Annotated in this window: 18 protein-coding genes; 5 read left to right on the forward strand and 13 right to left on the reverse strand. The window is 69.6% G+C overall.

Translation table 11 applies throughout. From position 1 onward, the window contains the following. Positions 1 to 66: 66 nt before the first annotated feature. From ASF21_RS11575 to ASF21_RS11595, 5 genes are all read right to left on the reverse strand, one after another. Positions 67 to 1,656 carry an LCP family protein gene (locus ASF21_RS11575; protein ID WP_055771205.1) on the reverse strand — a complete coding sequence of 530 codons (1,590 nt, stop codon included), beginning with the start codon at positions 1,654 to 1,656 and terminating at the stop codon, positions 67 to 69. A 182-nt stretch (positions 1,657 to 1,838) separates the two neighbouring features. Beyond that, entirely contained in the window at positions 1,839 to 2,768 is a 930-nt protein-coding gene (gene era / locus ASF21_RS11580; protein ID WP_055771207.1) for a GTPase Era, read from the reverse strand. Continuing rightward, positions 2,755 to 4,065, reverse strand: a complete 1,311-nt coding sequence (locus tag ASF21_RS11585; RefSeq protein ID WP_055771210.1) for a hemolysin family protein — start codon at positions 4,063 to 4,065, stop codon at positions 2,755 to 2,757. Before ASF21_RS11585 ends, era begins: the two co-directional genes overlap by 14 nt. Next, positions 4,062 to 4,535, reverse strand: a complete 474-nt coding sequence (gene ybeY / locus ASF21_RS11590) for an rRNA maturation RNase YbeY (protein WP_055771213.1) — start codon at positions 4,533 to 4,535, stop codon at positions 4,062 to 4,064. The genes ASF21_RS11585 and ybeY overlap by 4 nt, the downstream gene beginning before the upstream one ends. Further along, positions 4,532 to 5,566 (reverse strand): PhoH family protein, encoded by a 1,035-nt coding sequence (locus ASF21_RS11595; protein WP_055771216.1) that lies wholly within the window; start codon positions 5,564 to 5,566, stop codon positions 4,532 to 4,534. Before ASF21_RS11595 ends, ybeY begins: the two co-directional genes overlap by 4 nt. A gap of 445 nt (positions 5,567 to 6,011) precedes the next feature. Here ASF21_RS11595 and ASF21_RS11600 point away from each other — a divergent pair, with 445 nt between their 5' ends. Next, positions 6,012 to 7,001 carry a GerMN domain-containing protein gene (locus tag ASF21_RS11600; RefSeq protein ID WP_055771219.1) on the forward strand — a complete coding sequence of 330 codons (990 nt, stop codon included), beginning with the start codon at positions 6,012 to 6,014 and terminating at the stop codon, positions 6,999 to 7,001. Between the two features lie 55 nt (positions 7,002 to 7,056). Here the strand turns inward: ASF21_RS11600 and ASF21_RS11605 are convergent, their stop codons facing one another. The 3 genes from ASF21_RS11605 to hrcA all read right to left on the reverse strand — a co-directional run bounded on the left by ASF21_RS11605 (position 7,057) and on the right by hrcA (position 10,048). Beyond that, a complete protein-coding gene (locus tag ASF21_RS11605) occupies positions 7,057 to 7,824 on the reverse strand; it encodes a 16S rRNA (uracil(1498)-N(3))-methyltransferase (RefSeq protein ID WP_055771221.1) in 768 nt (255 codons plus the stop codon). A 2-nt stretch (positions 7,825 to 7,826) separates the two neighbouring features. After that, on the reverse strand, positions 7,827 to 8,957 hold the full coding sequence (gene dnaJ, locus ASF21_RS11610) for a molecular chaperone DnaJ (RefSeq protein ID WP_055771224.1): 1,131 nt from the start codon (positions 8,955 to 8,957) through the stop codon (positions 7,827 to 7,829). 77 nt (positions 8,958 to 9,034) lie between these two features. Beyond that, the gene (gene hrcA / locus ASF21_RS11615; protein ID WP_055771226.1) at positions 9,035 to 10,048 is read right to left on the reverse strand and encodes a heat-inducible transcriptional repressor HrcA; all 1,014 of its coding nucleotides are present in this window, start codon (positions 10,046 to 10,048) and stop codon (positions 9,035 to 9,037) included. 175 nt (positions 10,049 to 10,223) lie between these two features. Between hrcA and ASF21_RS11620 the strand changes: the two genes are divergently transcribed. Both ASF21_RS11620 and ASF21_RS11625 read left to right on the forward strand, forming a co-directional pair. Next, the gene (locus tag ASF21_RS11620) at positions 10,224 to 11,075 is read left to right on the forward strand and encodes a DUF3097 family protein (protein ID WP_055771229.1); all 852 of its coding nucleotides are present in this window, start codon (positions 10,224 to 10,226) and stop codon (positions 11,073 to 11,075) included. Positions 11,076 to 11,154: 79 nt separating this feature from the next. After that, positions 11,155 to 11,571 carry a DUF4870 domain-containing protein gene (locus ASF21_RS11625; RefSeq protein ID WP_055771234.1) on the forward strand — a complete coding sequence of 139 codons (417 nt, stop codon included), beginning with the start codon at positions 11,155 to 11,157 and terminating at the stop codon, positions 11,569 to 11,571. 96 nt (positions 11,572 to 11,667) lie between these two features. Here ASF21_RS11625 and hemW read toward each other — a convergent pair whose 3' ends face one another. After that, entirely contained in the window at positions 11,668 to 12,897 is a 1,230-nt protein-coding gene (gene hemW / locus ASF21_RS11630) for a radical SAM family heme chaperone HemW (RefSeq protein WP_055771236.1), read from the reverse strand. Positions 12,898 to 12,924: 27 nt separating this feature from the next. After that, positions 12,925 to 14,778 carry a translation elongation factor 4 gene (lepA, locus tag ASF21_RS11635; protein ID WP_200914824.1) on the reverse strand — a complete coding sequence of 618 codons (1,854 nt, stop codon included), beginning with the start codon at positions 14,776 to 14,778 and terminating at the stop codon, positions 12,925 to 12,927. Between the two features lie 188 nt (positions 14,779 to 14,966). On the opposite strand from lepA, the gene ASF21_RS11640 reads away from it, so the two are divergent. Then, positions 14,967 to 15,527, forward strand: coding sequence for a type II toxin-antitoxin system PemK/MazF family toxin (locus ASF21_RS11640; protein WP_055771242.1), 561 nt, complete (start codon positions 14,967 to 14,969; stop codon positions 15,525 to 15,527). A gap of 186 nt (positions 15,528 to 15,713) precedes the next feature. After that, a complete protein-coding gene (gene rpsT / locus ASF21_RS11645; protein ID WP_055771245.1) occupies positions 15,714 to 15,974 on the forward strand; it encodes a 30S ribosomal protein S20 in 261 nt (86 codons plus the stop codon). A gap of 221 nt (positions 15,975 to 16,195) precedes the next feature. On the opposite strand, the gene holA is transcribed toward rpsT, so the two are convergent. The 3 genes from holA to ASF21_RS11660 form a co-directional block, all read right to left on the reverse strand. Continuing rightward, positions 16,196 to 17,209 carry a DNA polymerase III subunit delta gene (gene holA, locus ASF21_RS11650; protein WP_055771249.1) on the reverse strand — a complete coding sequence of 338 codons (1,014 nt, stop codon included), beginning with the start codon at positions 17,207 to 17,209 and terminating at the stop codon, positions 16,196 to 16,198. A gap of 158 nt (positions 17,210 to 17,367) precedes the next feature. After that, positions 17,368 to 19,968, reverse strand: coding sequence for a ComEC/Rec2 family competence protein (locus tag ASF21_RS11655; protein WP_055771252.1), 2,601 nt, complete (start codon positions 19,966 to 19,968; stop codon positions 17,368 to 17,370). Next, on the reverse strand, positions 19,965 to 20,822 hold the full coding sequence (locus tag ASF21_RS11660; protein ID WP_162237545.1) for a ComEA family DNA-binding protein: 858 nt from the start codon (positions 20,820 to 20,822) through the stop codon (positions 19,965 to 19,967). The genes ASF21_RS11655 and ASF21_RS11660 overlap by 4 nt, the downstream gene beginning before the upstream one ends. Between the last annotated feature and the right edge of the window lie 314 nt (positions 20,823 to 21,136).

Here is a 21,136-nt window from a genome sequence, read left to right on the forward strand (position 1 = left end):
TCCGCCCGTCGGCTCGGGGCCGGACCTCCCCGGGGCACGGACCCCGGTCGTGCGCGGTTCGCGCGGCTAAAGCCCCGAGGATGCCTGGCAGGTGATCTGGTCGGCGGTCTGGCCGTCGAGCTCGTTCCCGAGTGGGGGGACAACGACGGCGGAGCCGGTCGCGAGATCCGCTCCGACCTGCATCTGGACCCCGACGAGACCCGGATCGGCGATGACGTTCGCCGTGGCGACCCCGAAGCGCGTCGCCACGTCCGCTGCGGCGGCGTCGTAGCCCGGTCCGTAGACCACGAGGGTGGCCTCCGCAGGCACCGACTCGAACGTCGTCGCCTGCGTGTACCCGGCCTCGAGGACCAGCCGCTGCACCTCTGCAGCGCGGCCCGCGTCCGTCGTCGCGTTCACGACGAGCAGCGGCACGGATGCAGGGTCGAAGGCCGGTGCCTCGGGTGTGGCAGGAGCATCGGAGGGGTCCGGCGTCGTCCCCGGTGCGGAGGGTGCGGACGGTACCGCGCTCTCCTCGGTCAGGCCACGATCCTCGCGCAGCGCATCGAACAGGGGTGCTGCCGCCGCTTCGTCGATCACGAGGCGGTTCGGATCCTGGTCCCAGGGCTGCACCGGGACCGTCACGAATGCCATGTTGCCGAGGTCCACGTCCTTGAGCCGGTCGGCGATCTTCAGGATCTCCGCAGGCTGGGACAGGCCTTCGTCCACCGTGAGGTTCCGCGTGACCACGTCCGCGATGGAGTAGAGCTTAGGTAGGTTGGTGAGGGTGCCCTCGGCACGCACCTTGCGGGCGAGCGACGCCATGAACGACTGCTGGGCAGCGATCCGGCCGATGTCCCCTCCGTCACCGAAGCTGTGGCGCGTCCGGAGGAACGCGAGGGCCTGGTCGCCCTCCACCTCACTGGTTCCCGCGGGCAGCCTCAGGCCCGAGAACTCGTCGTCGACCGGTTCCTGGACGCAGACCTCGACACCGCCCACCTCGGACGAGAGCTCGCTGACCGCAGTGAACCCCGCCATCATGAAGTGGTCGACGGAGAGCCCCGTCAGGTCGTTGATCGCGGCGACGGTGCAGCCGGGACCGCCCTCGTTCAGTGCCGCGTTGAGCTGGCCCAGCTCCTGGGCTTCCGATGGCTGCCCCGTGTCGGGGTTCACGCACGCGGGCAGCGGAACGAGGAGGTCCCGCGGGAACGAGACGACCGTGACGTTCTCCCGATCGGCCGAGAGGGTCAGGAGCATCATCACGTCCGAGTTGCCCTCGCCCGAGGAGTCGCTCTCGTCACCGAAGAAGTCGCCCGAGTTGCCCGTCCTCGTGTCGGAGCCGAGGATCAGGATCTGGAGGGGATCCGTGCTCGAGTCGACGGGAAGCGCGGACTGCTGGCCCTCCGCGAGATTGAGCGGCATCGTGACGACGTTGGACTGGAGCCTGAAGACCTGGACCCCGACGAAGGCGACGGTCGCGACGATCAGCGTCGTCATGACGAGGGCCGTGATCTTCAGTCCGCGGTGGTGCGGGGCCTGCCCGAGGTGGCGGCCGACCGGACCGTCGCCGTCGGTCGTGCCGATGATCCCGCCGTCTCCGACCGACGGGTCACCCGACGCGCCGGACGGCTGGACGTCGACGCGGTCGGCGCCCTCGGGTGGCTGTCGGCGGGTCATGCCCGGGCTCCTTCGGATGGCTGGACGATTCGGATCATTCTGTCACCGTCCGGACGGCCGGGCGTGCGATGCGCCCGTCGCGCTCCCCGACGTGGTGGAGGGACCCGCTCGCCGATGATCCACGCCGTGCGTGACAGGACCCCGCTGAGGTGCCAACGACCGGGGCAGGGCGTTGGTGCCCGTCAGAAGCCGAGCTTGACGAGCTGCTTGGGGTCGCGCTGCCAGTCCTTGGCGACCTTCACGTGGAGGTCCAGGTAGATCCGCGTCCCGAGCAGCGCCTCGATCCCCCGCCGCGCGTTGGTCCCCACCTCGCGGAGGCGGGCACCACCCTTCCCGATGATGATGGCCTTCTGGGACGGCCGCTCGACATACAGGTTCACATGGACGTCCAGCATCGGATTGTCCTCGCTGCGCCCCTCACGGGGAATCATCTCCTCGACGACGACGGCGAGGGAGTGCGGCAGCTCGTCACGCACTCCCTCGAGGGCCGCCTCCCTGACCAGTTCGGCGACCATGATCGCCTCCGGCTCGTCGGTGAGCTCACCGTCCGGGTACAGGACGGGCGATTCGGGCATGTGCCGGCTGAAGACGTCGGCCACCGTGTCCACCTGGAACCCGTCCGCCGCGGAGACGGGAACGATGTCGGCCCACCCCTCCGGCCCGGCGACATCGGTGCCGAGCGCGGCGACGGCCAGGAGCTGTTCGGTCAGCGCCCTGCGATCCACGAGGTCCGTCTTCGTGACGACGGCGATCAGCGGCTTGCGGCGCAGGCGTGCGAGCTGTTCGGCGATGAAGCGGTCGCCGGGGCCGATCTTCTCGTTCGCGGGGAGGCAGAAGCCGACGGCGTCGACCTCGGCGAGCGTGTCCGCGACGAGGTCGTTCAGGCGCTGCCCGAGCAGCGTCCTCGGCCGGTGCAGGCCGGGCGTGTCGACGAGGACGATCTGCGCGTCCTCCCGGTTCACGATTCCACGGATGGTATGGCGGGTCGTCTGGGGCTTGGCCGAGGTGATGGCGACCTTCTGTCCCACCAGGGCGTTGGTGAGGGTCGATTTCCCGGCGTTCGGGCGTCCGACGAGCGAGACGAACCCCGCCCTGTGCTTAGCGTCGCTCATGGTCTGCCTCTGTCGTCTCTCGTTCGTGGTGCTCGGTGTTGATGGGCGCTATGCGGTGCGCGATCACGTGCGAGACCCTGTTGCGTCGACCCTCCACGCGCTCGGCCCGTAGACCGATACCGTCAATTGTGACCTCCGACCCGACGATCGGCACCCTGCCCAGGGTCTTCGCGAGCAACCCTCCGACGGTGTCGACCTCCTCGTCATCGAGATCGAGGCCGAAGAGCTCCCCGAGGTCGTCGATCCCCATCCGCGCACTCACGCGGAATTCGCCGTCGTCGAGCCTCTCCTGCTCCGGTACCTCCGAGTCGTACTCGTCGACGATCTCGCCGACGATCTCCTCGATCAGGTCCTCCAGCGTGACCAGACCCGCGGTGCCGCCGTACTCGTCGATGACGATGGCCACGTGCGTGGACTCCCGCTGCAGCTCCCGCAGGAGGTCGCCCACGGGCTTCGACTCGGGGACGTACCGGGCAGGCCTGCATTCGGCGTCGACCGCTCGTACGAGATGGGAGGCCGGCCTGCCGTGGAGGCTGGCCACGACGTCCTTGAGGTAGAGCAGACCCTTGATGTCGTCCGAACTCTCGCCGATCACGGGGATCCTCGAATAGCCGGAGCGGAGGAACAGGGACATCGCCTGGCTCAGCGTCGAGCCGGACTCGATGGTGACCATGTCGGTGCGCGGGACCATGACGCTGCGGACCTTCGTATCGCCGAGTTCGAACACCGAGTGGATGAGTTCGGCCTCGTTGTCCTCGATCATCTCGGCATCGGAGGCACGCGAGAGCAGTTCCCTGAACTCCTCCTGCGTGAAGAAGGCCGCCTCATCCCGCGCGGCCCCCGGCGTGATCGCGCTGCCGATGCGGACCAGCCAGCGCGGGACAGGGCCGAGCAGGGCACGGAGGAACGCCACCAGGCCGGCCGTCAGGCGGACGACGGTCGCGGCGTGCATCCGTCCGAGCTGGCGCGGGGACACGCCGACGATCACGAACCCGATGGCTGCCATCACCGCGGTGGCGAGGAGTCCTGCCAGCCAGATGCTGTCCAGCAGATCGTGGAAGAGGATCGCCACCGCGACGGCGCCGGCCATCTCGAACCAGACCCGCCAGAACCGCAGGGCGTGCATGTGGGCCACGGGGGCGTCCAGGATGCGACGCAGGGACGAGGTCCGCGAGCCCTGGACGAGGGCTTCGCCCTCCTGTCGTGGCAGGTAACTGAAAGCTGCTTCGGCCGCCGTGACGAGTGCAGCGGTCAGGGCGAAGAGCAGGCCCATGAGCCCGAGGAGCCAGATGGTCAAGCGCGGGTCTCCCGGGGGGCGTCGCCACCGAGGAAATCGGCGAGCAGTTGGCGCTGCAGGCCGAACATCTCCTTCTCCTCGTCGGGCTCCGCGTGGTCGAATCCGAGAAGATGCAGGACGCCGTGGGTGGTCAGCAGCAGGAGCTCGTCCCGCGTCCCGTGGCCTGCTGCCGCACCCTGCGCGGCGGCCACCTCGGGGCAGAGCACGATGTCACCGAGGAGCCCCGCGGGTGTCACCCGGCCCGCGGTCCCCGGCCGGAGTTCATCCATCGGGAAGGAGAGCACGTCGGTGGGGCCCGGCTCGTCCATCCACTCGATGTGGAGTTTCTCCATCGCTGCGGTGTCCACGAGGATGACGGACAACTCGGCCTCGGGATGGATGAACAGGGATTCGAACAGGAAGTTGGTCAGGCGGACGAGGGATTCCTCGTCGACGTCGTAGCCGGACTCGTTGTTGACCTCGACGCTCATCGGCCGGTCACCGGGCGGCCGGAGCGCTGCTGGTTGCCGCGCTGCTCCTCGTCCCAGGCGCTGTAGGCGCTGACGATGTCGCCCACGAGGCGGTGGCGCACCACGTCCGAGGCGTCGAGTTCGCTGAAGTAGACGTCGTCGACGTCGCGCAGGATCTCGCTCACGATCCGCAGTCCGGAACTGGTGCCGTTGGGCAGGTCCACCTGCGTGACGTCGCCGGTCACGACCATCTTGGACCCGAACCCGAGGCGTGTGAGGAACATCTTCATCTGTTCCGGCGTCGTGTTCTGCGCTTCGTCGAGGATGATGAAGGCATCGTTGAGCGTCCGGCCGCGCATGTACGCGAGGGGCGCCACCTCGATCGTGCCGGCGGCCATCAGGCGCGGGATCGAGTCGGGGTCCATCATGTCGTGGAGGGCGTCGTACAGCGGGCGGAGATACGGATCGATCTTGTCGTTGAGCGTTCCGGGCAGGAAGCCGAGACGCTCCCCTGCCTCGACGGCGGGCCGGGTGAGGATGATCCGGTTGACCTCCTTCTGCTGCAGGGCCTGCACCGCCTTGGCCATCGCCAGGTAGGTCTTGCCGGTACCCGCCGGTCCGATGCCGAAGACGATCGTGTTGCGGTCGATCGCTTCGACGTAGGTGCTCTGGTTCAGGGTCTTCGGGCGGATCGTCTTCCCGCGGGAGGACAGGATGTTGACCGAGAGCACCTCCGAGGGGCGTGCGGCGCTCTGCGTCTTGAGCATCGTCACGAGCTGCTCGAGCACCTGCGGGGAGACGGTCGCGTTGTTGCTCGCCATGGTGCGGATCTCGCTGACGAGGCGCTCGGTGCGCAGCACGTCGGCAGACGGTCCGGAGATGGTGAGCTCGTTGCCCCTGGCCTGGAGGCCGACGCCGGGGAAGGACTCCTCGATCAGGCGGAGGGCCTCGTCATTGGAGCCCAGTGTCTGCACCATCTGCTCCGTCGAGTCGAAGTAGACGGTCCTCGTATCCAGTCCTGCCACGTTGATCCCTGTTGAAGATTCGCTCATAGCTCGGCCGTGCGGCCTTCGATCGCCCCTCGTTCGCGTTGTCGTCCTGGCTCCGTACCCTGCGTGCCGCGGCTGTTTCCACCCGTTCACGGCGAACCGGTTCGGCCTGGGACAGAGAGCTTAATCGTACGTCATAGGCACGGCGCAGCAGGGGCCGATGCTCCGGGGGCACCAGGGCTCCCGATGCATCCCGAGGGCTGCCGACCCAGCCGGTCCCCGTCGCGAATCGGCAACGGCTTCGTATCGATCCGGTTTCAGTCCTCCACACCCCTCGTATTCCTGCCGGGCCGCCGTTCGGGCTGTGCCAAGCTGATGCAGGTTCGGCAGGGGTGACCCGTCCCGTGGCCGGCCTGGCGAGAGCACCCTCCGTGCCCGCTCGTCACCCGAGAATCTCGTACCGATCGACCCATCGCGCCCTTCAAGCGCCTGACGGAAAGGGGCCAGCATGAACAGCCAGGACCCCCTCCGGCAGAGCAGGCTCGGCCTCCGCGGGATCCTGCTCGTCTCCGGCGGCGTCCTCGTGGCGAGCAGTGTCTTCCTCCTCCCGAATCTCGACGTGTTCGAGGGCAGTGCGGCGAGGACGGATCTCGCCCGGCCGATCGAGGCCTCCGGTCCGGGGACCGTCAGCGGCACCCCGTCCGAGGAGGCCCTGAAATCGCAGGGGCCCGCTGCGGGGCCGGCGGAGACCTCACGGCCGCTCGTGCCGGTCTACTGGCTGGGTGATGTGAACGGGTCGGACAGGCTGTTCCGGGAGTTCCTGCCCTCCCCTGCGGCATCGAGCGGTGATCCCATCTCCGAGGCCGTGCGGATCATGACCGAGGGCGAACCCCTGGACCCCGACTACACCTCCCCCTGGGATCCCGCCTCGAGCATCAGTTCCTCCGTCTCGACGAGGAACGTCATCACCCTCGACATCTCCTCCGACGCGCTGTCGCAGCGCCTCGACGAGGAGGATGCCCGGCTGGCACTGCAGCAACTCGTGTTCACGGCGACGGCGGCAGCGTCGGACGGCGGTCTCATCACGGGCGGTGAGGCCAGCTCGGTCGTGGTGCTGGTCGACGGGACCGCCGACTACCGTGCCTTCGGATCGGTGGACCTCGGCGGACAACTGACCAGGGACACCAGCGTCCTCGCCCCGGTGTGGATCATCGACCCGCAGCAGGGCGTCGAACTCGGCAGGGAGAGCTTCACCGTCCATGGGCTGGGACCGGCGGGAGACGACTCCGTGGTCTGGCGCATCGACCGCAGGACCGAGGGCTCTGCCGGCGCCACGGACCTGTTCCTGGACGGCGTGGTCGAGATCGTGCCCGCCGACGGCGCGCCGGGCGCCTACTCCTTCGCCGTCGGCCTGCCTCCGGGGAGCTACGACATCACGGTCTCGGCAGGAACCGGCGAGGGCGTTGCTGAGGACTCGAAGTCCGTCGTGGTCCGCTGACCGGATCCGTGACGGTGCCGCGCGGGTACCAGCGCCCGGGCAGGTGACCGAGCGACTACCAGCGCCCCAGCAGGTGGTTCAGCAGGACGAGCGCCGCCGGACCGGCGGACGATGACCGGAGCACGTGCGGCCCCAGCCGCGCGCTCTCGGCGCCCGCGGACCGCAGCTTCCCGAGTTCCGCGTCGCCGATCCCACCCTCGGGTCCGACGACGACGGCCGTGGTCGACGGCCCGTCGAGTCCGCCGGTGCTGCGGAGCACGTCGAGGTGATCGGACAGCGAGGCGTGGGCGTCCTCGTGCAGCACGATGACGTGGTCGACCGCGGCGGCCCATGCGATGAGCCCCGCGGTGTCCATGACGGGCAGGACGTCGGGGACGAACGAGCGCCGCGACTGCTTCGACGCCGCATTCACGAGGGACAGCCACTTCTGCCGGCCCTTCTCCGCCTTCTCGCCGCGCCAGCGCACGATGCTCCGCTCGGCATGCCACGGCACCACCGCGTCGACCCCGAGTTCTGTCGCCGCCTCCACCGCCTGTTCGTCGCGGCCGGCCTTCGCCAGGGCCTGGACGAGGACGAGGCGGTGCAGGGGTGCGGGGTCCTGCCCGGCAGTCTCGACGGTGAGCTCGACCGTCCCTGCTCCGACGGCCACGATGACACCGGTCAGGCGGTACCCCGTCGAGTCCGAGACATCGATCCTCTCGCCCTGGCCGAGTCGACGCACCGTGGCGGCATGGCGTCCCTCGTCTCCCCCGAGGACGAAGGGGCCCCCAGGGCAGGCGGAACGGACCTCGGTGCCCGGCGCGAAGAACAGCGGACGCGTCATGGTCAGCGGTTCCCGAGCCGCTCCCGCAGACGGGCGAACACGCCGGAGCCGTTGCTCGCCAGCTGACCGTCGGTGTACTCCTCGTTCCGGAGCTCGGCGAGCTTCCGGAGGAGTTCCTCCTGCTGGTGGTCGACGTTGCGCGGCGTCTCGACGTTGAGGTGGACGCGGAGGTCTCCCCTGCCCTGGTTGCGCAGGTGCGTGACGCCGAGCCCCCGCAGGGTCAGGATCTCCCCGGACTGCGTGCCCGGCTTGATCATCAGCTCCTGGTCGCCGTCGAAGGTGTCCAGGTGGACGGAGGTACCGAGCGCCGCCGCCGTCATGGGGACACTGAGCGTCACGTGGAGGTCGTCGCCGTCGCGCAGGAAGGTGGAATCGGCGTTGACCCGGATCTCCACATAGAGATCGCCCTGGGGCCCACCGGCGATCCCGGCCTCGCCCTGGCCGCCCAGCTGGATGCGGGTGCCGGTGCTCACGCCTGCGGGGACCTTGATGGTCAGGGTCCGGCGGGCACGGATGCGTCCCTCGCCGCTGCATTCGTGGCAGGGGCTCGGGATGACGGTGCCGTAACCCTGGCACGTACCGCACGGCGCGCTGGTCATGACCTGGCCGAGGATGGACCGGACGGCCCGCTGGACCTGTCCGGAGCCACCGCAGATGTCACAGGTGCGCGGCGAGGTACCGGGCTGGCAGCAGGAGCCGTCACAGGTGGGACACACCTCGGCGGTGTCCACCTCGATCTTCTTGTTGGTGCCGAAGACGGCGTCCTTCAGATCGATCCGTACGTTGATCAGCGCGTCCTGCCCCCGGCGTGTGCGGGACGGTGCGCCGCCCTGCTGGCCGCTGCCCCCGAAGAACGTCTCGAAGATGTCCTGGAAGGCGAACCCGGAGCCGGAGTAGCCCGAGCCGTAGCCGGTGTCCGTCCCGTTCTCGTTCCCGGTCGTGTCGTAGACGCGACGCTTCTGCGGGTCGGAGAGCACCTCGTAGGCGCGGGTGACGAGCTTGAACTCCTCGGCCGCACCATCGCCCGGGTTGACGTCCGGGTGGAGCTTGCGGGCCAGCTTGCGGTAGGCCTTCTTGATTTCCTCCCCGGTCGCGCCCTGCGCCACACCGAGGACCTCATAGTGATTACTCACTCCTGCACATCACTTCCTGTTGGAGACAACTGTCGTCTGCTCACCGGCCGGGCCGGTGGGAATCCTGCGGGGCCCCGCTACTCCTCGAGGATCCTCGAGAGGTAGCGGGCGACGGCGCGCACGGCGGCCATCGTGGTCGGGTAGTCCATGCGGGTGGGTCCGAGGACACCGAGCTTCGCTTCGGCGTCCGGTCCGTAGCCGGTCGCCACCACCGACGCCCCCGAGAGGCCGCCGTAGGGGTTCTCGCTGCCGATCCGCACTGAGATTCCGCGTGCGTCGTACTCCATCTCGGAGAGGAGCCGCAGCATGACCACCTGCTCCTCGAGTGCTTCGAGGATCGGGCCGATGCTCAACGGGAAGTCGCCGGTGGACCGTGCGAGGTTGGCCGTCCCCGCGAGCAGGATCCGGTCCTCGCGGCCGAGCCCGGCAAGCTGCTCGAGCGCCCTGACGATCGTACCCCCGTGCGTGCGGAGGCCGCCCGGCAACTGGGCGAGCGCGGAGCCGAGCTCCGCGGGGAGGTTCGTGAGCCTGACCCCGGAGACCGCGGACAGGATCCTCTGCTTGAGTTCGGCGAGTTCGCTCTCCTGGATGTCCGTCGGCGTCCGGACCATCCGCTGCTGGACCGTCCCGCTCGTCGCGATCAGCACCACCAGGATCTGCTGAGGAGCGAGCAGGACGAACTCGATGTGGCGGACCGATGCCCCTCCCACGCGGGGGAACTGGACGACGGCGACCTGGTTCGTCAGCTGCGCGAGCAGCCGCACCGTCCGGTCCATGACGTCGTCGACGTCCTCTGCACCCTCGAGCAGCGTCTGGATGGCTTTCTTCTCCGGACCGGAGAGGGGCTTCACCTCCGAGATGCGGTCCACGAAGAGGCGGTAGCCCTTGTCCGTGGGGATCCGGCCGGAGCTCGTGTGAGGTGCGGCGATCAGCCCCTCCTCCTCGAGCACCGCCATGTCGTTGCGGATGGTGGCCGAGGACACCCCGAGCCGGTGGCGGTCGACGAGCGCCTTGGAGCCGACGGGCTCCCTCGAGTGGACGTAGTCCTCGACGATGGCCCGGAGCACTTCCAGGCGTCGCGGTTCACTCACTCCTCAAGTCACCTCCGGGTCTGTCCCTACCTCACGAGCACGCGGTCAGGGTGGTTCCGAGCGGTTAGCACTCGACACACCCAAGTGCCAAGTCTAGTACGTCGCGGGCGATTGTTAGCATTGGCAACCCGGGCCGCGGCATACCGCCGGAGCCCTCGTCGGAAGGGTGTTCGGGATGGATCACGGCTGGGGAGCACAGGACATCTCGGCTCCGCGACGCGTCACCCTCCCGGAGGTCCCGGTCGAGCGGGACATGGTCCTCGAGGACGTCCAGAGCGGATTCGTGGGCGCTGTGGTGCGCGTGGAGAAGTCCGGCGGACTGCACGTCATGGTGCTCGAGGACCGCCGGGGCAGGCACCGGACGTTCAGGCTGGGACACGGCTTCCTGCTCGACGGCGCTCCGGTGCAGCTGGTCGCCCCGCGCCCGGTGACGACCGCGGCACGCACCCGAACGGCGTCGGGGAGTGTCCGCGTCGAGGGGGCGCGCGCCCGGACCGCCCGCGCGAGCCGGATCTGGGTGGAGGGCCAGCACGACGCCGAACTCGTGGAGAAGGTGTGGGGTGACGACCTGCGGCTGGAGGGGATCGTCGTCGAACCGCTCCACGGAGTCGATGATCTCGAGGGCGCGATCCGCGCGTTCGGGCCCGGGCCGACCCGCCGCCTCGCGATCCTCGTCGACCACCTCCTGCCCGGCACGAAGGAATCACGGATCGCGCAGCAGGCGATGACCGTACCCGGAGCACGTGACCACGTGCTGATCGTCGGCCACCCCTACGTGGACGTCTGGCAGGCGGTGAAGCCGGCCGTCCTCGGGCGGACGGCCTGGCCCGTGGTGCCGCGCGGTCAGGACTGGAAGACGGGCATCCTCGCAGGGCTCGGCTGGCCGTACCAGGACCAGGCCGCCGTCGCCCAGGGGTGGAAGCGCATCCTCGGAGGCGTCGGGAGCTACGCGGACCTGGAGCCCTCGCTGCTCGGTCGCGTCGAGGAGGTCATCGATTTCCTGACCGTTCCACCGGGCACGGCCTGAAGCGATCCGCGGCGGCCAGCCCGTATCCTTGGAGCACAGTCACGGCGGAGGAATTCCGCGAGCCAGCAAAGGAATACCGTTGTCCAACACCGCCGACCATCAGCACGAAGGACAGAGCGCGTCCCTCCCCGCCTTCGAGGGAACTCCGGCCAACGCGCTGCCGCTCACGGCGTCCGAGGACCGGCAGTTCGCCACGCTCGCGCACTTCGGCGGCATCCTCGGGTTCATCCCCTCGCTGCTGATCTTCCTCATCTTCAAGGACCGCGGCCCGTTCACCGCCCAAGAATCGAAGGAGGCGCTGAATTTCACGCTCCCACCGACCCTCCTGGCCCTCACGGCCTGGCTGCTGTCCCTCGTGCCGGACATCGGCGGGATCTTCGCGGTCGTCAACGCCCTCATCTGGGTCGCCATCACGATCTTCTCCGTGAACGCCGGTATCCAGGTGAACCGTGGACGGCCCTACCGCTACGCCCTGAACCTCCGGCTCATCCGCTAGGCACGACCGCCCGTATACCTCCGGCCCCTGCGCCGCGGTGATCCGGCGACCCTCCGGAGGTGTGCGGGGGCAGTGTGCGGCGGCGCTCCGTCGGTGTCAGTCGGGCAGCAGTCGGCGCACGACGGCGTCGGCCAGCAGGCGTCCCCTGAAGGTCAGGACCACGCGACCCGCGAAGGCCTCGACGGGCTCCACCAGCCCATCGGCGATGAGACCGGCCACGGCCTTCCTGCCCGACGCCGTCAGGACCGCCGTCGGGAGTCCCTCGCGCAGGCGCACCCGCAGCATGACGTCCTCGACGTAGCGGTCCTCGCCACCGAGGATCTCGCGGCCGGCTGCGGGAGACGACCCGCCCTCCAGCGCGGCGGCATAGGCGCGCGGATGCTTGACGTTCCACCAGCGCGTCCCGCCGACATGGGAGTGCGCGCCGGGACCGGCCCCCCACCAGTCGTTCCCGCGCCAGTAGGCAAGGTTGTGGCGGCAGGCGTCGGCGGGCGTCCTGGCCCAGTTGCTCACCTCGTACCAGTGCAGTCCCCCGGCCGTCAGCAGCTCATCCGCAAGGGCGTACTTGTCCGCGTGGTCGTCGTCGTCGATGGGTGGGACCTGCCCGCGACGGATCTGGGACGCGAGGCGGGTGCCCTCCTCGATGATCAGCGCATACGCGGAGATGTGGTCCGGCGCGTAGGACAGCGCCGTCGTCAGCGAGGTCCGCCAGTCGTCCAGGCTCTCCCCGGGCGTCCCGTAGATGAGGTCGAGACTCACCGCCAGGCCCGCCTCGCGGGCCCACTGGACGGCCTGCGGCACGCGTTCCGGCGCGTGCGTCCGGTCGAGCACCGCGAGGACGTGCGGGACGGCGGACTGCATGCCGAAGGACACACGCGTGAAGCCCGCGTCACGGAGGATGCGCAGGGAGTCCGGCGTCACCGAGTCCGGGTTGGCCTCGGTGGTGACCTCCGCACCGGGCGCCAGTCCCCAGCGACCCGTCGCGGCCCGGAGGATCGAGGCGAGATCCTCCGCGGGCAGCAGGGTCGGCGTCCCGCCGCCGAAGAACACGGTGGACATCGGGCGGGCCGGCACGCCGGATGCCGCCAGCGCCCGTGCTCCGAGGTCCAGCTCGGCGAGGACGGAGCCGGCATACGCGTCCTGCGACGCTCCCCCACCCAGTTCGGTGGCGGTGTAGGTGTTGAAGTCGCAGTAGCCGCAGCGCACGGCGCAGAAGGGGATGTGGACGTAGAGGCCGAAGTCGCGAGCCCCGGCATCGACGGCGGCCTCCGCCGGCAGGATCCCGTCCGCCGGCGCGGGCAGGCCGAGTGGCAGGGCGCTAGGCACTCCTGACCTCCTTCGAGGGGTAGAACGTCACTTCTTGGCTTTGTCCTTCGACTCGTCCGAGGACAGTGCGGCGATGAACGCCTCCTGGGGAACCTCCACGCGACCCACCATCTTCATGCGCTTCTTGCCCTCCTTCTGCTTCTCGAGGAGCTTGCGCTTGCGGGTGATGTCACCGCCGTAGCACTTGGCGAGGACGTCCTTGCGGATGGCCCGAATACTTTCGCGCGCGATGATGCGGGCGCCGATGGCAGCCTGGATGGGCACCTCGAACTGCTGGCGCGGGATCAGTTCGCGCAGCTTCCCCGTCATCATCACGCCGTAGGCATACGCCTTGTCGCGGTGGGTGATGGCGCTGAAGGCGTCGACCTGCTCGCCCTGCAGCAGGATGTCCACCTTGACGAGGTCCGAGACCTGGTCGCCGTCGGCCTTCCAGTCCAGCGAACCGTAGCCGCGGGTCTTCGACTTCAGCAGGTCGAAGAAGTCGAAGACGATCTCCGCGAGGGGCAGTCGGTACCTGATCTCGACGCGGTCCTCGGACAGGTAGTCCATGCCGCCCAGCACGCCGCGGCGCTGCTGGCACAGCTCCATGATGGCGCCGACGAACTCCGACGGCGCCAGGATGGTCGCGGACACCATGGGCTCGCGGACCTCGGCGATCTTCCCCACCGGGTACTCGCTCGGGTTGGTCACCTTCAGGACCCGCTTGTCCTCGAGCGTGACCTCGTACTCCACGTTCGGAGCCGTGGAGATGAGGTCCAGGTTGTACTCGCGTTCGAGGCGCTCCCGCGTGATCTCGAGGTGCAGCAGGCCGAGGAAGCCGACACGGAAGCCGAACCCGAGCGCGGCCGAGGTCTCGGGCTCGTAGACGAGGGCGGCGTCGTTCAGCGTGAACTTCGCGAGGGCGTCGCGGAGCACCGGGTAGTCGGTGCCGTCGAGCGGGTACAGCCCGGAGAACACCATGGGCTTCGGATCCTCGTAGCCGCCGAGCGACTCCGCGGCCGGCTTCTGCAGGTTGGTGACGGTGTCACCGACCTTCGACTGGCGCACGTCCTTCACGCCGGTGATGAGGTAGCCCACCTCGCCCACACCGAGGCCCTTGGAAGGCTTCGGCTCGGGCGAGCTCACGCCGATCTCGAGCAGTTCGTGGCTCGCGCGCGTCGACATCATCTGGATGCGCTCACGGGGGCTGAGCTTGCCGTCGACCACCCGGACGTAGGTGACCACGCCGCGGTAGGTGTCGTACACGGAGTCGAAGATCATGGCGCGCGCCGGTGCGTTCGGGTCTCCGGTCGGCGCGGGGAGGTCGCGCACGATCTTGTCCATCAGCGCCTCGACGCCGACGCCGGTCTTGCCCGACACCATGAGGACGTCCTCGGGTTCGCCGCCGATGAGGCTCGCGAGCTCTGCCGCGTACTTCTCCGGCTGCGCTGCCGGGAGGTCGATCTTGTTCAGGACCGGGATGATCGTCAGGTTGTTCTCCATGGCGAGGTACAGGTTCGCCAGGGTCTGCGCCTCGATGCCCTGCGCGGCGTCCACGAGGAGGACGGCCCCCTCACATGCCGCGAGGGACCGCGAAACCTCGTAGGTGAAGTCGACGTGCCCGGGGGTGTCGATCATGTTCAGCGCGTAGGCGGTCCCGTCGACCTCCCAGGGGAGACGAACGGCCTGGGACTTGATGGTGATGCCGCGCTCGCGCTCGATGTCCATGCGATCGAGGTACTGCGCCTTCATGTCCCGCTGCTCGACGGCACCCGTGAGCTGGAGCATGCGGTCAGCCAGGGTGGACTTCCCGTGATCGATGTGGGCGATGATGCAGAAGTTCCTGATGATCGCCGGATCGGTGGCGGCAGGCACCGGCGCGGTGCGGGCCATGGGTGACACGTGTGTTCCTCACTTCGACGGGACGGGGGTCGGCGTACTGGGCGAGCGGTCACCCTCGTGCGGCGACCCGCCCGGTCGCGGCGGCCTGCCCCTAGTCTCCCACGACGCCGGTCGGCGCCGACAATCGCGCGAGGACGCACGATGGCGGGCCCCGCGGCCCGCGTGGGCCGGCTCGGTAGGATCGCTGCATGGCATTCTCGGTCAACACCCTCGTGTCACTCGCCCGCGACGTCCTTCGGGTGGTGGCCCGCCCGTCGAGGACGACGGACCGTCGCACGGGCGGTGGCGGCACCCGGGACGCCGGACGCGCGACGAACCCGTCGTCGACCCCGACGAAGCGGTCCGCCGCCCACCCAGATGCCTCGGCGCGCCGCCACAAGGCCGTCGTCTCCTACTCGCCCTCCGCGGACGGTGACCCGGATCCCGGCGAGATCGTCTGGTCATGGGTGGCCTACGAGGATGATCCGACGCAGGGCAAGGACCGCCCGGTGCTCCTGATCGGCCGGTCGGGCTCGGACCTGCTCGGGCTCATGCTGACCAGCCGGGACCGTAACAACGACCGGGATCACGACGACAGGTATGTGGACGTCGGTACCGGGGGCTGGGACCGGCAGGGCCGGCCGAGCGAGGTGAAGGTGGACCGCGTGCTGCGGCTGTCCGCGGCGGACATCAGGCGTGAGGGCTCGGTTCTCCCGCGTGAGCGCTTCGAGCGCGTGATCGCCGCCGTACCTGCCCATCTCCTGCACTGATCACCGGCTCACCCTGCCTGGCAGGTCCTCTGCGCGGTGCGTTTCTGGTAACCTTGACAGCTGTGTGTCCGCGCAGGTCTTCGGGCACTTTGGCCGATCACCGCACGGTATCCCCACGCCGCTCAGTCTCCGGTTGGCCGAAATACCCTCACGACCCAGTCCGCAATACAAAGAAAGTTCTCATACGTGGCAAATATCAAGTCCCAGAAGAAGCGCATCCTCACCAACGAGAAGGCGAGGCAGCGCAACAACTCGGTCAAGTCCGAGCTGAAGACCGCCATCCGCGCCGTGAACACGGCCGTCGAAGGTGCTGACAAGGATGCTGCCGCAACGGCCCTCCAGGCCGCCAGCCGCAAGCTCGACAAGGCTGTCAGCAAGGGTGTCCTGCACAGGAACAACGCAGCAAACCGCAAGTCCGCGATCTCTAAGAAGGTCAACGCGCTCTAAGCTGCGGACCTCAGTGACGAAGGGCCGGCTCCCCACGGAGCCGGCCCTTCGTCGTCCGGGCTGCAGTCGGACTGCGGGAGACCTGCATCCCTCACCCGGCCCTCATCCCGGAGGGGCCGGGAGCACGCGACGACCACCGATAAGTCGTGGCGCGAGGCCGCTCGACCGCCACGTGGGGTCGGCGAGTCGCCCTCCCGGGCGGGACGCCGCCGATCCGTCCCTCAGCCGTCGCCGAGCGCGATGACGGTCACGGCGCGCTCGACGGCGTACACCGGGTCGCGGGACTCGCCCTTGACCTGCGCATCCGCTTCTGCCAGGGCCCTGATGGCACGTGCGAGGGCGTCGGAGCTGAAGCGCTGAGCCTCCCTCCGGGCCTGGTCCACCTGCCACGGCGCCATGCCGAGGTCCCGGGCGAGCTGGGCGGAGGACCCGCGCACTCCGTGGACCTTCGCAACGGCCCGGACCTTCATGGCCAGGGCCGCGACGATCGGCACCGGGTCCGCGCCGGTGGCCAGGGCATGGCGGAGCATGGACAGGGCCTGGGCCGTCCGGCCTGCGAGCGCTGCATCGGCGACCTTGAAACCCGTCGCCTCGACACGGCCGCCGTAGTACTTCTCGACGAGTTCGGCAGTGACATCCACAGCGGTATCGGCCATCAGCTGCTGACAGGCCGCCGCCAGTTCCGGCAGCTGGGAGCCCACCGCCGCGACGAGCGCGCGGACGGCGTCCGGGTCGATGCGGCGCTTGGCCCGCTTGAACTCGGCTGTGACGAACTCGGCCTTCTCGCCGTCCTTCTTGAGGGGCTGACAGTCCACGATCGTGGCCTGCGCGGCGCGGACGGCGTCGAGGAGCTTCTTGCCCCGGTTCCCTCCCGTGTGCCGCAGGACCAGCACGACATCGGGCGCCGGATCCGTCAGATACGCCAGGGCGTCGACCAGGAAGGCGTCGTTCATCTGCGCGAGGCCGGCCGCCTCGATGATCTTCCAGTCGCCGAACAGCGAGGGGCTTGCATGCATCGTGAGCATTCCGGCCTCATAGGTTCCGGCGTCGAACCGCACGAGCTCCGCACCCGGCTGGGCGATCCTGACCTGGTGGCGGATCGACTCCGCCGCCTTCGATGCGAGGTAGTCCTCCGGCCCGGCCAGCAGCACCACAGCGGCAGGCCGGACATCACGCCAGGGGGTCGGGGCCTGCGCGGCGCTGCCCGCGCGGCTCACCGGTGTTCTTGTTGCCATGAAGGGCAGTTCCTCTCGAAAAGATCGGTACCTACTGTTGCACGATGGTGCCGCGCCTCCAAGCCGTCGTCCGGTCTCCTGATCCTGGTCCCGTCCGTTGTGCGCCTCCGTGGTCACCGCGTGGCGCTTGTCCCCCGCTCGACGGCGGGATCCTCCGGTCAGCCGATCGGCCTCACCTCGAGACGGCTCCCGTCGATACGGATGAGGAAGGAGCCGAGTTCATCGGTGCGGGCCGTCGGGACGCCGGCGGCATCGAGGGCATCGACGATCGTGGGGTGCGGGTGCCCGTAGTCGTTGTCCGCTCCGACGGAGATGACGGCCAGCCGCGGGTCGAGCCCGTCGATCAGGACGGTCCCGCCGTTCCTCGCCCCGTGGTGGGCGATCTTCAGGACGTCCACCCCCGGGCGGAGAGCCGGCGTGGCACCGAGCATGCGGGCTGCCATGTCCTCCTCCTGATCGCCCGTGAGGAGGATCCGCACCGGCCGGCGAGGGGTGTCGACGAGGAGGTCGAGCACTGCACTCGCGTTGTTCTCCTCGCCGCCGCTGACGGGTCCCTCGGGCCAGAGGACGTCCACCGTGACGCCGTCGAGCTCCATCGTCGTGCCGCCGTCGAGCTCTGTCGGCCGTACCCCGGCTGTGGAGGCCGCGTCCGCCACCTCCCGCGGGAGGCTTTCCTCGCCGGTCGAGTAGTAGAGGGCCCCGACGGTCCTCCCGCGAAGCGCTCCGGCGGTGCCGCCGTAGTGGTCGTCATGGAGGTGGGTGATGACGAGGGCATCGACGACGTCCACCCCCAGCCTGTCGAGGCACCGGTCCATGGCGGCGGCGTCCGGCCCGGTGTCGACCACGAGGGCGTGCCCGGGTCTCGTCCGGACGACCAGACCGTCGCCCTGTCCGACATCGCAGGCGGCAAGCAGCCAGTCGGAGGGCGCAGAGGGCTGCCGGACGTGGCTGACGATGAAGCCCCCCACCACGGCCAGGACGACGCAGGCGGCAACCGCCGTCCGACATCGACCGCTGCGGCGTCGGTGTGGGTGGGACACGCCTGCGGCCTCCTCCTGCGAGCGCGACCGGGGAGGGAACACAGGGCTGTCGGCCGCTGCACCCGGATGCGAGATCACGGGAGCGGCAGGGCTCCCTCCTCCCGCGTCGCGGGCCCCCCGCACCCTCTGCAGCGGTCGCCCGTCGAGGAGCCGGGATCGGGCCGTGAACCGTGCCGTCGAACTCGCCGGCCTCCTGACCAGCAACGACAGCACCGCGGCCGAGGCCAGTGCGGCGAGGACGACGCCGACCGGACCGGTGGCCCACGGCACAGAGGTGCCCGGCAGGTCGGCGAACGTGTCCGCCACGGCACCGACCCACCGTGTCCCGACCTGCGCCGAGGCGACGAGCGGTTGCGCGAGCACCGGGGCGCCCGCCAGAGCGAGGACCGACACCATCCCGAGGAGCGTGACCGCCGGCACGACTGGCGAGGCGGCGACGTTCGCCGGCAGCGAGTACACCGGCAGCGACGGCTGGAGCAGGACGAGGATCGGCGTGCAGAACAGCTGGGCCGTCAGCGGGATCGCCAGAAGCTGAGCGGGGAGGCGGGGCATGACGCGGCACATCGACTCGACCACCGACGGACCAGCACTGACGAGTCCGAGGGTCGCGGCGACCGACAGCATGAACGCGAAGGACACCGACAGCCAGGGATCGACGGCGAGCAGGATGATGATCGACAGCATCAGCAGTGTCAGGGAGACCCTCCCCCGGCCGGACAGGACCGCAGCCACGCCGATGGAACCCATCACGGCGGCCCTGAGCACGCTGGGCTCCGGCCGCACCAGGAGGACGAAGGCTGCAAGTGCCATGACCGCACCCGCCGCCGCCACCGCGCGGGGTGTCCTCGCAGCCCTGAGCCCGATGAACGTGAAGGCCAGGACGTAGGAACAGTTCGCCCCGCTGACCGCCGTCAGATGCGTCAGTCCGGTGATCTTCATGTCCGCCTCCAGGGCAGGGTCCAGCGCCGTCCTGTCGCCGAGGACCATCCCTGGGAGGAGACCACGATCGCGCCCGTCCTGCTCCGCTGCGGTGCGGAAATCCGTCCGGAGCGTGTCCGTGGCGCCGAGCCAACCGGTGGCATGCTCGATGGTCGGCCGGCTCGACGGGAGGAACATCGCGGTCGCCCGGCCCTGCCGGGTGCTCGGCTGCAGTAAGCCGAGCACCCGCACGATGTCACCTGTTCCGACCTGCGACCACGGTGCTCCGCCCAGCACCACGACGGGCGTGGCCGCGGTGAAGCCGACCCCCCGCAGGACCCCACCGACGACGTCGGCGTCGACGAGGAACCGCTCACCGTCCCCGAAGGCGCCCGGCGGTAGAGCGGACGGCTCCCCCGTGACACGCAGCACGACCGTGATCGGAGAGCCGCTGTCGACGGCGTCCGACACCGGACCGGCCTCTGCACGAGCGAGGCTCCCACCCGTGGCCAGCAGGATGAGGGCGATCGTCGCGACGGGCACCAGTCCGTGGGCGAGCCCGGCAAACCATCGCCGGGCCGACCGCCGACGGAGGACGACGAAGACCACGAGGACCAGGGCGAGTGTCGCAGTGCCCAGCCCCCCGGCCGTCGAGGCCGCTGCGGTTCCTCCGCTCGCAACGGCCGCTGCCGCCCAGGCGGCCACAGCTGACGGGAGGAGACGCAGGTCGGCCGTCCATTGCGACGGACCGGTCCCGCGGGCGGCCAGGGGCTCGGCTGCGGCCGCCGCCCGCCTGGTCACTGGACCACGATGAGCGGCAGGATCCTCTCGAGCAGGGCCGGCCCGATGCCCGGTACCGCATCGATGTCGGAGGCCTGCAGGAAGGGACCGTGCTCCGTCCGCCAGTCCAGGATCCGTTGGCCGAGCACCGGACCCACACGCGGAAGTGTCTCGATCTCGGTGAGTGTCGCAGCATTGATGTCGATGGGACCGGTCCCGGTCGGGAGGTCGGCACCGGCCGGGCGATCCCCGCCGCCTGCCTCGGCCGGCGTGCCCGGCGGCGTCGGGTTCTGCAGGCCCCCGGGGACCGCCGGTGCTTCCTCCCCGACGGCCAGGAGGTGAAGATGCTGCCCGTCGGTGGGCCGCGCCGCCAGGTTCACCCGTTCGAGGTCGGCCTCCGGCAGCGCACCACCGGCTGCTTCGAGGACATCGGCCAGACGCGCATCGGCATCGATCTCCACGACTCCCGGTACTGCGACAGCACCGGTGACAAAGACCCAGAGCGTGCGGGTCACCTCGTCATGACCCTCGCCCGCCCGGCCAGGGGGTGGCAGGGCCGATGCCGCGGAGGGTACCGTTGCCCCGTCGGCAGCGGCGCGGTCCGGATGGTCGGCGTCGTCCAGTGCGTCGGGGTCGTTGCGTTCGGTCCCGACCGCCTCGTGCGGGCCATCGAGCTCGATCGACATCGCCGCAGCCGACGGTTCGGAGCTGCGGACGAGGAACAGGGCCGCGCCGACCGACAGCGCGATCCCGAGGAAGACCAGTGCCGCCGATCGGGCGACACGCCACTGCAGACCCCGGGTCATGGCCGGACGACGTCCTACCGCGCTGTCCTCCTCCTCCGACGGCCACTCGACCTCGTTCTGCTGGGACACGGCGGGACGTGACCAGGATCGCCGGCCGCCCGGGTCGGATGGGTCGAACACGTTGGATGCGTCGGATGGGTCGAAAGGATCGCCCGATCCGTCGCCACTGTCACCGCGCAGACGGAGGCGCTGTAATCTCCGGGAGTCCTGCATGACCGCGGGGATGTCTGCGTCGCCGGTCGTCGGCCATCGGTGCTGTCCCATGCGGGTAACGCTAGGAGCAGCCGGCGTGGCCTTCGTGGCGTGATGGTGCTATGTGGACAACGCGGCCAGGAGTGCGGCACACGATCCGGACCGCACGGATCGGATCGACGGACCGGGTA

It is taken from the genome of Arthrobacter sp. Leaf234 (assembly GCF_001422665.1).
Taxonomy (GTDB): domain Bacteria; phylum Actinomycetota; class Actinomycetes; order Actinomycetales; family Micrococcaceae; genus Arthrobacter_D.

What these genes read in the sequence shown, in the direction of transcription:
- ASF21_RS11600 (WP_055771219.1), top strand. Translation starts at nt 6,012, where the DNA reads ATGAACAGCCAGGACCCCCTCCGGCAGAGCAGGCTCGGCCTCCGCGGG.
- ybeY (WP_055771213.1), bottom strand. Translation starts at nt 4,535, where the DNA reads ATGAGCGTCGAGGTCAACAACGAGTCCGGCTACGACGTCGACGAGGAA.
- ASF21_RS11575 (WP_055771205.1), bottom strand. Translation starts at nt 1,656, where the DNA reads ATGACCCGCCGACAGCCACCCGAGGGCGCCGACCGCGTCGACGTCCAG.
- ASF21_RS11640 (WP_055771242.1), top strand. Translation starts at nt 14,967, where the DNA reads ATGGCATTCTCGGTCAACACCCTCGTGTCACTCGCCCGCGACGTCCTT.
- holA (WP_055771249.1), bottom strand. Translation starts at nt 17,209, where the DNA reads ATGGCAACAAGAACACCGGTGAGCCGCGCGGGCAGCGCCGCGCAGGCC.
- ASF21_RS11620 (WP_055771229.1), top strand. Translation starts at nt 10,224, where the DNA reads ATGGATCACGGCTGGGGAGCACAGGACATCTCGGCTCCGCGACGCGTC.
- ASF21_RS11605 (WP_055771221.1), bottom strand. Translation starts at nt 7,824, where the DNA reads ATGACGCGTCCGCTGTTCTTCGCGCCGGGCACCGAGGTCCGTTCCGCC.
- era (WP_055771207.1), bottom strand. Translation starts at nt 2,768, where the DNA reads ATGAGCGACGCTAAGCACAGGGCGGGGTTCGTCTCGCTCGTCGGACGC.
- ASF21_RS11595 (WP_055771216.1), bottom strand. Translation starts at nt 5,566, where the DNA reads ATGAGCGAATCTTCAACAGGGATCAACGTGGCAGGACTGGATACGAGG.